Origin of the sequence: Gemmiger formicilis, from assembly GCF_018784445.1 — a bacterium.
Lineage (GTDB): Bacteria > Bacillota > Clostridia > Oscillospirales > Ruminococcaceae > Gemmiger.
Window position 1 is genome coordinate 84612 of record NZ_WQOH01000011.1, and the last position, 13926, is coordinate 98537.

Annotated in this window: 12 protein-coding genes; 4 read left to right on the plus strand and 8 right to left on the minus strand. The window is 57.7% G+C overall.

The window, feature by feature from the left end; translation table 11 throughout:
* Positions 1 to 143: 143 nt before the first annotated feature.
* From GPK89_RS04645 to GPK89_RS04665, 5 genes are all read right to left on the minus strand, one after another.
* Positions 144 to 1184, minus strand: a complete 1041-nt coding sequence (locus tag GPK89_RS04645; protein WP_215691776.1) for an ABC transporter substrate-binding protein — start codon at positions 1182 to 1184, stop codon at positions 144 to 146.
* 510 nt (positions 1185 to 1694) lie between these two features.
* Positions 1695 to 4010, minus strand: coding sequence for an LCP family protein (locus GPK89_RS04650; protein WP_215691777.1), 2316 nt, complete (start codon positions 4008 to 4010; stop codon positions 1695 to 1697).
* Positions 4011 to 4016: 6 nt separating this feature from the next.
* The gene (locus GPK89_RS04655) at positions 4017 to 5339 is read right to left on the minus strand and encodes a hypothetical protein (protein WP_215691778.1); all 1323 of its coding nucleotides are present in this window, start codon (positions 5337 to 5339) and stop codon (positions 4017 to 4019) included.
* 80 nt (positions 5340 to 5419) lie between these two features.
* Complete coding sequence (locus tag GPK89_RS04660; protein WP_215691779.1) at positions 5420 to 6562, minus strand: FtsW/RodA/SpoVE family cell cycle protein; 1143 nt, start codon at positions 6560 to 6562, stop codon at positions 5420 to 5422.
* Positions 6563 to 6612: 50 nt separating this feature from the next.
* A complete protein-coding gene (locus GPK89_RS04665) occupies positions 6613 to 7218 on the minus strand; it encodes a helix-turn-helix domain-containing protein (protein WP_215691780.1) in 606 nt (201 codons plus the stop codon).
* A 232-nt stretch (positions 7219 to 7450) separates the two neighbouring features.
* Between GPK89_RS04665 and GPK89_RS04670 the strand changes: the two genes are divergently transcribed.
* Both GPK89_RS04670 and GPK89_RS04675 read left to right on the plus strand, forming a co-directional pair.
* Entirely contained in the window at positions 7451 to 7681 is a 231-nt protein-coding gene (locus GPK89_RS04670) for a DUF6514 family protein (RefSeq protein ID WP_215691781.1), read from the plus strand.
* Between the two features lie 356 nt (positions 7682 to 8037).
* Positions 8038 to 9372: an MFS transporter gene (locus tag GPK89_RS04675; RefSeq protein WP_215691782.1), complete on the plus strand. Its 1335-nt coding sequence runs from the start codon at positions 8038 to 8040 to the stop codon at positions 9370 to 9372.
* Between the two features lie 554 nt (positions 9373 to 9926).
* Here the strand turns inward: GPK89_RS04675 and GPK89_RS04680 are convergent.
* From GPK89_RS04680 to GPK89_RS04690, 3 genes are read right to left on the minus strand one after another with little or no spacing between them, the layout of a single operon-like run.
* On the minus strand, positions 9927 to 10877 hold the full coding sequence (locus tag GPK89_RS04680) for a TlpA disulfide reductase family protein (RefSeq protein ID WP_215691802.1): 951 nt from the start codon (positions 10875 to 10877) through the stop codon (positions 9927 to 9929).
* Between the two features lie 10 nt (positions 10878 to 10887).
* A complete protein-coding gene (locus GPK89_RS04685; protein WP_430750596.1) occupies positions 10888 to 11781 on the minus strand; it encodes a 4Fe-4S binding protein in 894 nt (297 codons plus the stop codon).
* A gap of 25 nt (positions 11782 to 11806) precedes the next feature.
* Positions 11807 to 11953, minus strand: coding sequence for a CD1871A family CXXC motif-containing protein (locus tag GPK89_RS04690; protein ID WP_215691807.1), 147 nt, complete (start codon positions 11951 to 11953; stop codon positions 11807 to 11809).
* Positions 11954 to 12096: 143 nt separating this feature from the next.
* Here GPK89_RS04690 and GPK89_RS04695 point away from each other — a divergent pair, with 143 nt between their 5' ends.
* Both GPK89_RS04695 and GPK89_RS04700 read left to right on the plus strand, forming a co-directional pair.
* On the plus strand, positions 12097 to 12774 hold the full coding sequence (locus tag GPK89_RS04695; protein WP_215691784.1) for a response regulator transcription factor: 678 nt from the start codon (positions 12097 to 12099) through the stop codon (positions 12772 to 12774).
* Positions 12771 to 13922, plus strand: a complete 1152-nt coding sequence (locus GPK89_RS04700) for a sensor histidine kinase (RefSeq protein ID WP_215691785.1) — start codon at positions 12771 to 12773, stop codon at positions 13920 to 13922. Before GPK89_RS04695 ends, GPK89_RS04700 begins: the two co-directional genes overlap by 4 nt.
* The last annotated feature ends 4 nt before the right edge of the window (positions 13923 to 13926 follow it).

Genomic DNA, 13926 nt, shown 5'->3' on the forward strand with positions numbered 1-13926 from the left:
GGAACTTCCTCTCTAAAAGTAATGGTACAGTCTATTATACAACAATGTAGGGGCGGATTCCATATCCGCCCGCGGGACGCTGCGGCTGCGCAGGCATCCCGGGCGCATATAGAATGCGCCCCTACGGTCTCTTCCCGGAGGGTTTATTCCGCCGTGGTGACCTCAACGACCTGACCGGCCAGATCGTTGAAGGCGCTGTAATCGATGCCCAGGGCGTCGGCGGTCTCGGTGTTGACGGTGATGATGCCGCCGTCCATGACGTGGTATTCAGGCACGGTGCCGGTCTCGAGGATATCGAGGGCCATGTCGGCGGTGTAGGTGCCAAGCTCGGTGTAGTTGACGCCGCAGGTGGCGAACGCGCCGGCCGTGACGAAGCTGTCCGCACCGGTATAGAATGGGATGCCGCCCTTGGTCAGTGTCTCGGAGACTGCGGCGGCAGCGGCCATGACGACGTTATCGGTCGGGGTAAAGACGGCGTCGACCTGGCCCACCATGCTGGACGCGGCGGTCATGATCTCATCATTGGTGTTGCCTGTCTTTTCGACGTAGGCAATGCCCTTGGCATCGAGGTAAGCCTTGGCTTCGGCAATGGGGGTCGTGGAGTTGGCTTCAGAGTTGGAGTAGAGCAGGCCGACGGTCTGGATGTCAGGCTGGACGGCAAACATCATATCCATGATGGACTGGGTGTTCAGCGCGTCGGAAGTGCCGGTGACGTAGTCGATATCGGTCAGATCCGCGGCGGCGGGGTCAGAGATGGCGGCGTAGATGACCGGGGTCTTGGTACTCTCAGCAGCGGTGGCCATGCACTGGGCAGCCAGCGTTGCAATGGGGATGATGGCGTCGTAGCCGTCAGAGACGACCTGGGTGCCGATCTGGTTCAGCGTCGTGGCGTCGTTCTGGCCGTTGAAGTCCTTGTACTCAATGGTGATGCCCTTCTCGGCGGCCTTGGCGTCCAGCTCGGCCTCGACGGCGGTGCGGATCTCGTCCAGGCTGGCGTGGTCGAGCTGCTGCACCACGGCGATCTTGTAGCTCTTGGCGTCGGTAGTGGCTTCAGCGGCGGTGCTCTCGGTGGAGACGGCGGCGGAGGAGGAAGCGGCGGTGGAGGTGGTATCAGCGGTGGAACCACAGGCGGCCAGGCTGGTCATCATAGCGGCAGCGGACAGAACAGCAACGAACTTTTTCATGGTAAACTCTCCTTTATTTGTAAAACAGGTAATGTTGTAGTTGCAGGGGCGGTCATTGACCGCCTGCGGGCGAATAGGTCTGCGGACTTATTTTACAAATTCAGGCTTGCCATCGCTCTTTCATCAGGTCTATCTTCATGTTTCCCTCTCTCCTCAAAGTTGAAAAACAAAACTGCCCTTGCACAGAATTTCTCCTGTGCAAGGGCAGATAAAACAAATCTGTGGTGCCACCTTGCTTGCCGTGCATAGTATAAAAACACGGCCACTCCGTAGGGAACCAACATTCCCCTGCTCTATAACGGGAGCACCCGGCGCTGGATACTGGGAGCGAGGCCCCTTTCCCCATGCCCTCCGCGAACCATTATGCTTACCCGCTCTGTATCCCCTTCCCAGCGTCGGGGACTCTCTGTGACTGCGCTGTGAGCTTTACTTTCGCTTCATTGGTTTAAAGCATTTATACCACAAGCCGGTGCGTTTGTCAACACCCTTTTGCAAATTTTCTTGCGGTGCTTATTCTGCCTGTGCTGTTTCCGGCGAAGCCATGTTGTTTTTATCGAGTACAAACAGTTTCTGTACCAACTCCCCCACCGGGGCACCGGCGTCCTTTAACAGGCATTGGCGGTTCAGGTAGGGGCTGTCCTCGCCGTCCAGCGCCAGCACCATATCCTTGCCGCGCAGCGCATCGCTGCCCAGGTATTCGGTCAGGCTGTCGGCGTCCCAGGCAGTCTCGGCGTCGTCAGGGGTAAAATTCCCAGCGTTGCTCCATGTTCCGTAGATTGTGGCGATGGCGCAGACCTTGTCGTGATCCTCGCCCTCGTCATACTTCTGCTTATCCAGCTGGGCCTGCAGTTCAGCGGCCAGACTGCCCTCGGTCTGCACAGCGCTGGCTTCGTCGGTGAAGATTAAAATCGCATCATTCTTATAGGTTTTCAGCAGCTGTTTGGCGTCGTAGAGCGGCAGTTCGCTGTCGTCGGCCACGTTCAGTGTGCCCTGCATGGCGTAGTACAGGCGGGCCGCGGCGGCGTAACGGTCGCCGAAGAACCGTTCCATCTGGCGCGGGTAGCTGGCCATGGCGGACTTGAACCAATACACGGCGTCGGCGGTCGTGCCGCTGCGCAGAGCTTTTACTGCCTCGGCGATCTCGGTTTCGGGGTAGTTGTAGCTTGCGTTCGCCAGCACAGACAGCGCTTTGCCCACGGTGGCGCTGCGGGCGTCAGCCCCCAGGCCCGCCGCGTGGAACACGCCGGGGTAGCTGCGGTAGATGCCCTCCCACAGGGTGCGGGCACTGTCACGGTCGTCGGCGGGCAGCACAGCCAGGTAGCTGTCCAGGCTCTCTGTATTGCCGGTCTGCAGGTAGTTGTCCAACAGCACGCCGGCAGCCGCGCCATCGGGCACGGCCACGACCCGCACACCGGAAGTGTACAGCCGCTCGATCAGTGCGCCGCGCAGCTCGCTCCCGCGCAGGTTGTCGGTGTCGGCCACGTAGACGCGGTAGTCGTCCTTCCCGAAGTCCGACGCATCCAACGGGTAGGTCATGTCGAAGCGATGCAAGTTTTTGGCATTGTACTCCTCTACCGGGTCGGTCACGTTGGCAGTCTCCCGGGTGGCAATGACCAGCTCGCCCGCAGCCTCGGCGGCAGCGGTCTCCGGCGTGGCGGCAGCGACTTCCTCGGCGGTCTTATCGTTGTACAAAAAGTCCTGCAAGGCCTTGATATTCACGACCCAGTCAGGGTCGTACATCAGGCGGTTGTCCATGCCGGTGCGGATGCCGTAGGTACCTTGCAAAGGCATCGACATCTGCTGCACATCGCAGCCCAAAAAGCCCGGCAGCTGCACAAGCAGGGCGGCGATCTCGGACTTGGTAAAGTTCGTCTGGATCAGCGGCAGCACGGTGTTCAGCAGGCTGTCCAGTTCCACGACGCTGGCGTTTTTCACCTGGTCCAGCACGGCCTGGATGACGGTGCGCTGACGCTCGACGCGCTTCCAGTCGTTGTCGATCTTGCGCAGACGTGCGTATTGCAGCGCCGTGTAGCCGTCAAAGTGGTTGAGGCCCGGGTCAACGTGGTTGACAATAAGCATCGAGTTGGAGGGGACCTCCCAGTTCAGCGCCTTGGCCTCCTGTTCGGTGATGTCGATATCGACGCCGCCGACGGCATTCACGATCTGGACAAAGGAGTTGAAATTGACGCGAACATAGTGGTCGACCTGGACGTTGAAGCAGTCCTCGACGGTTTTCATCGTCAGCTTGGGGCCACCGTAGCGGAAGGTGTGGGTGATCCAGTCGTATTGGTCCTCGTAGCCATCCAGCAAAATCGGTACGCCGGTGCCGCGTTCGATGGAGACAAGGCGGATGATATGATCCTTGATGTCCAGCGAAACCAAAATCATGCTGTCGGCGCGGGCATCATCGCTGAACTCGGTCGTATCCTCGGTGCCGTCCAGCTGGTTCAGGTGGGTGAAGGCATCGGCATCGTTGACGGCCTCGGTGCGTTCGTCGGTACCAATGAGCAGGATGTTCAGCACGTTGTCGTCAGAGAAAGGGCTTCCCTCGGGCATCGTCATCTCTTTTTCGGTGTGGGCCAGGCCGGTGCCGTCCAGGTCCTGGTCCTCGCCCGCGTCAATATCGCCCATTTCTTCCACGCTGCCGTCGTTGTAGCGCAGCAGGTCGAGCTTGCCGTTGATGTACAGCCCGGCCACGGCCGCCAGCACCGCCACGACCGCTGCCGCAATTATGGCGATACGCCCGGCCCTCGGCAAGCGGCGCCAGAAGTTGGGCTTTGACTGTTCGGTGGTTTGTTCTTCTTTTTTGGTTTCTACTTCGTTCATGGTTGTTTACTTTCCCCTATGCAAAATACGCCGCCCTGCGGCACGAATATCACAACAATAATACAAAAATGCCGTCCCGGCAAATATGGTCAGCCCCAGCGCACGCCAGGTGAACCAACCGTGCTGGATGCTGTGGGTGCGCAGCACGATGAACCACGCCGGGGTCATCAGTGTGCAGAGCAGCAGCGGCAGCGCCCGGACAAGCTGCTGCTTATCCCGGATGCTTGCCACAAACAGCGCCGCCAGCAGCACAGCCACAAGGACCAGCGGCCAGAACAGGTGCTTTTCCGCCAATGTTTCGTATACAAAACGTATTATATTACCCCATGTCAATTCCATGCCGTGCCAGCTGTCGGCGGCGGTGCGCACGCACACCTGGTGCAGCGCGTCGGCAATGACGTTCTGCCCGGTCACAAGCCCGGCCAGCACCCATTTGGACGCCCAGCACAGCAGATACCCAACGCCCCATGAAAGGCTTCCGCCCACCACAATGCCGCACTGGGGCACACCTGCCCGCAGCCGCTGCTGGGGCTGCAGCAGCCAGCAGACCAGCGGCAGGCCGAGCGTTAGGATCGGCGTGACGAGCAGGTCGCAGAAGGCCGTCACAACGCCCAAAACCAGCAAGGCCAGGCAGACGCTGTCACTGCGGCGGGGCTTGGCCAGCACCCAGACGCAGCCAGCATAGGCGGCGGCAAAGCAGGTGAAATACTGCACCTGATGCGGCACCCAAAACACCGTGACCAGCAGCTGGCTGACGACGAACCAGAAGGCCGCCCGCAGCCCGCAGCGGCGGCGCAGCAGCCACACCACCGCCGCAAACAGCGCCGCCAGCACCACATACTGCACGACCCGCACGCCGGTAATAGTCGTGACCAGCAGCAGCGGTCGCAGCCAAATGAGATACCCGTGCCAGTACCGCGCGTAGGAGAAGGGCTCCAGCTCTGGTGCGTCGGTGCGCTGCGCCCCGGCGGCCCAATCCTTTTCTATGTACCATTGCAGGTCGTCGGCCAGCGTCTCAAAGTTATCGACGTTGTAGGCCGTGTTCGTCATCATAGCTCTCAGCGGCGGGGCCTCGTCGGCGGCAGCGGCCTCGGTCAGCATGATGGTGTCGGTATAATTGTCCATCTGGAACAGCTTAAAGCCGAAATATTCAGGGTACAGCCCCTCACCTGCGATGGTCTGCGCGGATTCGTAGACGTGGTCCCGCACCCGATCCCCAGGCAGGGCGTAGGCCGCCAGCAACAGCACAAACAGCGCCGCCAGCGTAACGGCAAACGCCGCCAGTGCCCGCAGGGGAAAGGGTGGTTTTTGTTGTTTCGTGTCCGCCATGGGGCACCTCTTTCCGATAAAAAATCTATTTTATTATAAAACAAAAGTCCCCCGGTTTCAACCGTGGGACTGTGAAAAAACTATGACACCATATCCGTCTGCCGGGATACGGACAGCACAATGCCCATTTCTCCCAGCAGCATCAGCAAGCTGGTACCGCCGGAGGAAAAAAACGGCAGGCTGATACCCGTATTCGGTATCGTGTTCGTTACGACCGCAATGTTCAAAATGGCCTGCAAAATGACCTGCACCACAAAGCCCACCGTCAGCAGCGCACCAAACTTATCCCGCGCCCGCACCGCAATGGACATACCGCGCAGCAGCAGCAGCAAAAACAGCGCTACCGCCAGTGCCGCGCCAAAAAAGCCCAGCTCCTCGCACAGGATCGAGAAGATGAAATCGTTCTGCGGCTCGGGTACGTACAAATATTTCTGGCGGCTGTTGCCCAGCCCCAGCCCGGCCAGCCCACCGGACGCGATGGCGTACAGGCTCTGGATCGTCTGGTGTCCCTCCCCCAGTGGGTCGGCGAAGGGATCCCGCCAGCTGGCCAGGCGGTCGGTGGCGTAGGGGACCAGCTCCGGCAGGGCCGCCACCGCCGCCGCGATGGCCGCCACGCCCAGGCCCCCTGCCAGGCCGAACCACTGCAGCCCGGTCCCACCCACAAACATAAGCACCGCGCCGATGGACAAAATCAGCAGCGTGCCGGACAGGTGCGGCTCCAACAGCATCAGCACCGTGACCGTGCCCAGAATCAGCGCGAAGGGCAGCACGCCGGTGGAGAAGGTTCTCATCCTGTCATGATTCAGCGATATGATGTGGGAAAACACCAGCACCACCGAGAATTTTGCGATCTCGCTGGGCTGCAAGGTACCCAGCCCCGGCAGCACGATCCACCGCTTGCAGCCGTTGTACTCCGGCATAAACAGCACTACCGTGAGCAAAACCAGCGACAGCCCCAGCATCGGCCAGGCCAGCTTGTGCCAAATGTGGTAGTCCACCAGGCTGGCCGCGTACATGGCCGCCACGCCCAGCGCCGCAAACAACAGCTGCGGCCGGATGTAGGTGTAGGCGTCGCCGCGGCGGTACAGCGCCACCGCATATCCGGCCGAAAACAGCATGATCAGCCCATAACTGAGCAGTGCCAGCAATATAATCAGGAACGGCACATCGAACGTGGGCAGCGCCGCCGCCCGGGCCTTGAATTTTTGCACCAACACAGCCATACAAAACGCCCCCTGCGCAGAGTGTACGCAGGGGACGGTGGGTTTATTCCTTATTTATGCAGGTCCAGGCTCAGCATTGTGTAGGCGTTCTCGCCCTGCTGAACGCTCTGGGAGACGGCCTCGTAGCAGGCTTTCAACACTTCCATGTTTGGCTGAGGTGCATCGGGGTCGGCGATCGTGCCGGTAGCCTGCGCTTCGGTATAGTTGTCAATGACTTGGGCACAGATGCGCCTGCGGTCCCGCAGCGGGGTCATCAGATTGGCCATCCACTGCTGGTACATACCGTGGTAATCACTGCCGTGATCCGCAAACAGGAAGTAATATTCCTGCTCGACTTCCAGGGGCGAGGCCTGGCATTTGTAAAAGTCGGCCAGGGCGCCGCGCTTTTTGTCCGTGGCAAATCCACGGATGTCCGCCAATCCGTTGGGGAAAAGCTCCGGGTGGCGTATCCATTTTGAGTACGGCTCCACCTGGACTTTTAGTGCCTCGAAAATTTCGAGGAAATCCTCTAAGGCGATCTTCATTTCGCCCTTTTCCCACTTTTGGATCGTTCGCTTGTCACGGCCAAGGCGGTCTGCCAATTCACGCTGAGAGACATCTACGCTCTCTCGTGCTGCAACGATCGCTTCGGCCACGCGTAATCGATATTCGGACATAAGTTTCTATCTCTCCCATCATTCCCCACTTTTGCCGGAAGAAGTAAAAGCAGCCGTACATTTTACGCCGCCAAAATTTCTGGCATTGGTTGTGTACTTTGCACATGGGGCTGTGATATATTGGTAGCAGCACCACGAGAAAAGCCACATAAACCATATATGTATTTTACAGCAATTTCCATTTATTGTCAATGCGTTTTGTGATGTAACATAATAAAATTGGGTGAGAATCGTGTATATCTATCGTGTCGTTCGTCAACAACTTTCCATACCGGGAACAGGCTGCTATACGACCTTTGGCATTGCCGCGCTGCAGCTTTTGGCCGGGCAGTGGCAAAAAGTGCGCTTTATCGCAGATGTATCGCTCAACCAGCAGCTTGTGGAGACGCTGGCCGCCGCCTGCACCACCTGCCAGCTGGATCCCCGCCAGCTGGCGGATGTGGTAGAGGATGCAATTGTATAATTTAGAGAAAAGTGTGCAAATTTTGAAATAGCACTAAAATCGCCCGAATACACCAACGGCGCACCACCCTGATCAGGTGATGCGTCGTTATTTTTCTATATAGAAGATGCGGATTCAGGTCAAGCCACCTGTCATCGCACCGCAAGCCCTTCGTGTTGCAGGTATTATCCCGTACTTCACAAAAAATGTAAATCGTTCCAAAGTATGATGCCGCAGAGCAAAAGCCGCGTTTAAAATTCGTCAATTTTTAGCAAATTTTATTGCCTTTATTAGATAATTGTGGACAAAGCGCACAAGCAATGCTACAATATAGCTATTCTGAGTTTTATTGTCCCCCAAAAGTAAGGAGAATCGCCGTGAAGCTGAACAACCGCCGCACTATTCTGGTGGGTCTTGCATTTTTGTCGATCTGCACATTCTGGCAGATGTACGACAGCGTAATGACCCTGATTTTGACCGATACCTTTAAATTGAACGAGACGTTCGCCGGGGCCATCATGGCCGCAGATAACGTGTTGGCGCTGTTTTTGCTGCCGTTCTTTGGGGCGCTGTCCGATAGAACACACACCCGCATCGGGCGGCGCATGCCCTTTATCGTGGGCGGCACGGCGGCGGCGGCCATTTTGATGAACCTCATCCCGCTGCTGGACGACCGCTATGCCGCCAACCCCAGCACCGGAACGTTAGTGCTGTTTATCGTGGTGCTGGGCCTGTTGCTGGTGGCCATGGGCACCTACCGCTCCCCTGCTGTGGCCCTGATGCCCGACGTCACCCCCAAGCCGCTGCGCAGCCGCGCAAACGCCATCATCAACCTGATGGGCGCGGTCGGCGGCATCCTGTACCTGGGGCTGGCCGCCGTGCTGTACCCGGCGTCCAAAACGAAGGGCGTGGAACACGTCAGCTACCGTCCGTTGTTCTTCATCGTCTCGATGATCATGGTCGTGGCTGTTGTCGTTTTGTACCTGACCATCAAGGAGCCGAAGCTTGAGGAAGCAAACCAGAAGCTGGAGGCCGCCCACCCCGAGTGGAACCTTGCCACCGACGACGGCGCAGGTCACGAGGTTTTGCCGACCCCGGTCAAGCGCAGCCTGGCGTTTTTGCTGGTCTCAATCTCGCTGTGGTTTATCGGCTATAACGGCGTTACAACGTGGTTTACCAAGTATGTAGAGGCTGTCATGGGCGAGGGCCTGGGCGGTGCGTCCACCTGCCTGCTGGTCGCCACGGCGGGCGCAATCGTCTCGTACATTCCCATCGGTACGCTGGCCGCCAAAATTGGCCGCAAGCGCACGATCCAGTGCGGTATCGTGCTGCTGGCCACCTGCTTTATTCTGGGTTACCTGCTGACCACGATGTACACCTCGATCCAGCCCATCATGTACGTGGTGTTTGCGCTGGTGGGCCTGGCGTGGGCCGCCATCAACGTGAACTCGCTGCCCATGGTGGTGGAAATGTGCCGCGGCAGCGACATCGGCAAGTTCACCGGATATTACTACACCTTCTCGATGGCCGCGCAGGTCGTCACGCCCATCGTGGCCGGCTCCCTGATGCGAGCCATCGACTACCGCGTACTGTTCCCCTACGCCGCCCTGTTTGTAGCCCTGAGCTTTGTGACCATGTGCTTCGTCAGGCACGGCGACACCAAAGCCGAGGCAAAGAAGGGGCTGGATGCGTTTGAGGATATGGATACGTAAACGACCTTTTCATTATTAACCTTTTAGGGGCTGTTGCACTAACAGCCCCTATTTTGTATGAAAATGCGTAAGACCATTTGCACGCTCCCTATCCGATCCTGGCGCTGCTTCCCCAAAGCGGTACTGCAGAGGACGCTATTCTCTTGTTAGAAGGTTTTTGGCCTTCTATACTATAAGAGATGAAAATTTCGGACAAAAGCACACCTCGAATTCGTTAAATTTACAAAAAGTTCACAATTGAAGCTTGGCAAGCGATTTTCTTGTCTTTTTCCGCCATTCTCTTTCCCAATGCAGATAAACAATAGTTTATATAGGTCGCCCCTGCCCGTGAACATAGTTAGCAGGGGCGATTAGATGTGCTACCGGCATGGGCACCACCTATTCCCCATTGCCGGGCGCACATACAGCAACAGCCTTCCCTTTGCTATATGTCAAGCAACAGGAAGGCTGTTATATTATTTTGCTCTACGAGATCCCACTAGTAATTGAATCACTTTTTCTTTACCATAACGCAAACGGACGTAGAAGTCCAAGAAAAGAAGCGTTAGCCGATGTCAGCCCATATCGGCGGCAAGAGCCTGGTCGATGAGCTTTTGCAGCGTCTCCGCCTGCTTCTTTTCCGTGATAGCGCCTACGATGGGCTCGCCCACGATATTGCCGCTGCGGTCAACCACATAGGTGGTGGGATAGGCAAAGATGTTGCCAGTGAACTTTCCCGCTTCTCCGTCGGAATCGAAATACACGTTCTGATAGGTGGCGCCCTTCTTGGCCAGTACGTCCTTCGCCTCGGAGATCGCTGCCTCGTCGCCGTCCAGCGTGAAGGTGTTGACGCCGATGAGGGCGCCGCCCTTCTCCGCAAGCTTCTTGTTCAGCGCGTCCAGATCGGCAAGCTCGCCCACGCAGGGATTGCAGGTGGTGAACCAGAAATTCACTACGGTGACGGCGTTGCCGGAGAACAGCTCGTCACTCTTCACCGGGTTCCCATCCAGATCCTTGCCCTCAAAGGCAGGGAATTTCTGCACACTGCCGTCATCAGGCGGCGCGGTCATGTCGCTGCCCGCAGGCACGCTCATGGCGTCATCTATAGATTGCTGTACCGCATCGGGGTACTTTTCCTCAATCATGGTCAGCTTGTCTTCGATGTCGCGAATCGTCTCCGCTTTTTCCTGAAGCAGTTTCAGCTCATCTGCCGTAAACTGATCCTTGGCGGATTCAATTGTACTGAGCAGGAAATCACCGTAGTTTTTGCCGTCCTCCTGCATGGTCATGCCCTTGTCGGCTGCCATGAATACCTTGTCCCAAAGTTCGGTGTTCTCCGAGAGAATGTCATTTTCCTGCGCCATCAGATCGTTGTACATGGCAGCCGCTTCCTCGGCATTCTTCGGTTCGCTGCTCGTTCCGTCCGTTTTGTCTGCGCCTTTTGCTCCGCAGGCAGCCAAAGACAGCGCAATCAGGGCGATAAGCAGCAGCGCCAGCAATCGGCCGGCAGGTTTCGTTCGATTCATCTTCATCTTTTTATTTCTCCTTGTTATCATTGTTTTTCTGCGGCATTGCAGCCGCCTTGGTTTTATCTTTACCGTCTCCAAAGCCGTAGCGGAAGCTGACGGCGCTGGTAGGACAGGCGCGGACGCACATCCCGCAACGGATGCACTCGGCATGGTTGGGCGTCTTTGTCACGTCCACATCCATTTTGCAGGCCTTGGCGCATTTCCCGCAGGAGACGCATTTGCTCCTGTCTACCTTCATCTGGAACAGGGATACCCTGTTGAACAGCGCGTAAAACGCACCCAGCGGGCACAACCACTTGCAGAAGGGGCGGTAGAATACCACGCTCAGCACGATCACCGCCAGAAGGATGCAGAATTTCCATGTAAACAGGCTCCCCAGCGCCGCCCGGATGCCGGAATTGGCAAGGGACAGCGGGATGGCCCCCTCCAGCACGCCCTGTGGGCAGAGGTATTTACAGAAGAACGGGTCACCCATGCCTACATCATTCACAAGGAACGCCGGCAGCAGGAAGACCATCACCAGCAGCACAGCGTATTTTAGGTATGTCAGCGGCTTCAGCCTCTTTGTGGAAAGCTTCTTAGTAGGGATTTTGTGCAGCAGTTCCTGAAACCAGCCGAAGGGACACAGAAAACCGCAGATAAAGCGTCCCAGCAGGACTCCCAGCAAAATAAGGAAACCTGTGATATAATAGGAAAAGCTGAACTTGGAAGACCCCACCACCGCCTGAAACGCACCGATGGGACAGGCACCGGAGGCCGCTGGGCAGGAGTAGCAGTTCAGCCCCGGCACGCAGACGTTTTTCCCCGCGCCCTGATACAGCCCGCCTTTGAGGAAGTTCGGCAGGTGCAGGTTGGTCAATAAGGCTGCCCCCGCCTGTATCCAGCCCCGGAAGCGGGACAGAAGTTGTGACGCGCCCGAAAATTTCTTACCCAATGCCCACACACTCCAGACATAATTTAATCGCTTTGCTCAGCACCGTCGCCGTCTCGCCGCGCCATACGCCGAAACACAGCATGGCGATGCCCACAACCAGCAGCACGGCCTGCACCGCCGCCTTTTTTACATGGCTCAATTCCATCACCCTTTCACTTTTTCTGCCACTATCATAGCACAAGAGAGTTAAAGTCACTGTTAAGAACGAAAATTTAACGCAAACCTTATCTGATTTTGCTATAATTATAATAACATGAAAATGAATAAAAAAGGAGGGCTCTCATGCACCTTTTAGTAATTGAAGACGAACGCGCCCTGTGTGAAACCATTGTCCGCAGCCTGCGGCGCCAAGCGTACAGCGTGGACTGCTGCTACGACGGGGAAAAGGCGTTGGAGCTTCTGGGCGTGGAGCGCTACGATCTGGTGCTGCTGGATCTGAACCTGCCGGGGAAGGACGGCATGACAGTGCTGCGCACCCTGCGGCAGACCGACCGGGAGACAAAGGTACTGATCCTCTCTGCCCGGGGTGAGGTGGAGGACAAGGTGGAGGGGTTAGATGCCGGAGCCAATGACTATCTGGCAAAGCCCTTTCATCTTGCCGAGCTGGAGGCTCGCATTCGCAGCCTGACCCTGCGGCAGTTCACCCAGCAGGATGTGCTGCTGACCTGCGGCGGCCTGACCTTTGACACACGCTCCCGTACCGCCGCCGTCAACGGGCAGACGCTGACGCTCACCCGCAAGGAAACAGGGATACTCGAATACCTGATGGTGCATCAGGGGCGACCCGTGAGTCAGGAGGAACTGATGGATCACGTTTGGGACAACAGCGTGGACAGCTTCAGCAATTCCATTCGCGTCCACATCTCCGCCCTGCGCAAAAAGCTCCGCGCCGCGCTGGGCTATGACCCCATCCGCAACCGCATCGGCGAGGGCTATCTGATGGGAGGCGAGGAAGCATGAAGCGTCTTTCCTTGCAGTGGCGCATCACCCTGATGACCGTCCTGCTCATCGGCGTCACCTGCGTGATCATGAATCTGCTGCTCTGCTCCTCCGGTGTGTACTATATGGACACCATTGCGGACAGCCTACAGGGCGGCGGCACGGTAATCCTGAATGAGGGCGGCGCGGTGAGCTTTGACCCGCAGCACATAGCGCCCGACGAGGAGCTGACCATCGTCGTCGATGGGGCGCAGGGGCGCTTCCGCACTACCAACTGGTACATCACGGCTGCGGTAATGCTGCTCAGCGGTGTGCTGACCTACTTTGTCAGCGGACGCGCGCTCAAGCCCCTGCGCAGTTTTGCCTCGCAGGTGGAGCAGGTGCAGCTGAACAATCTTGCCGATATGAGGATCGATGAAGACGTTATTCCGGAATTCCGGCAGCTGAGCCGCTCGTTCAACCAGATGCTGGAGCGGCTGAACAATGCCTTTGCCGCCCAGCGGCAGTTCACCGGCAATGCCGCCCACGAACTGCGCACGCCGCTGACGCTGATGCAGGCGCAGCTGGATCTGTTTTCCTCAGAGCACCCCGACGTGCCGCCGGAGATTGCGGAGTTTCTCGCCCTCCTGCGGGAGCAGACGGAACGTCTGACCCGGCTGACCAAGACGCTGCTGGAGATGAGCAATCTGCGGCAAGTGGCACGGAACGAGCAGATCCAGCTCGCTCCCATGATTGAGGAGATCTTTACGGATCTTGCGCCACTGGTGGAAAAGCGCGGCATCACGCTGGAGGCGGATGGCGACGGCGTTATGACCGGCAGCGATGCGCTGATCTACCGCTTGATCTTCAACCTGACAGAGAACGCCGTTAAGTACAACCGCCCCGGCGGCTCGGTGCGGGTCTGTGTCACACAGGAAACGGAAAAACTCCTGATTCGCGTTTCCGATACCGGCTGCGGCATTCCGGAGAAGTATCAGCAAAGCATCTTCCAGCCCTTTTTCCGTGTGGATAAGTCCCGCAGCCGCGAGTACGGCGGTGCGGGGCTGGGGCTTTCTCTGGTGTGGGAGATTGCCGATCTCCACGGTGGCTCCGTTTGGGTGGAGGAAAGTTCGGACAAGGGCACGACCATCGCGGTGGAGCTGCCAACGCAACAATCAACGAAGCCCTAAAACC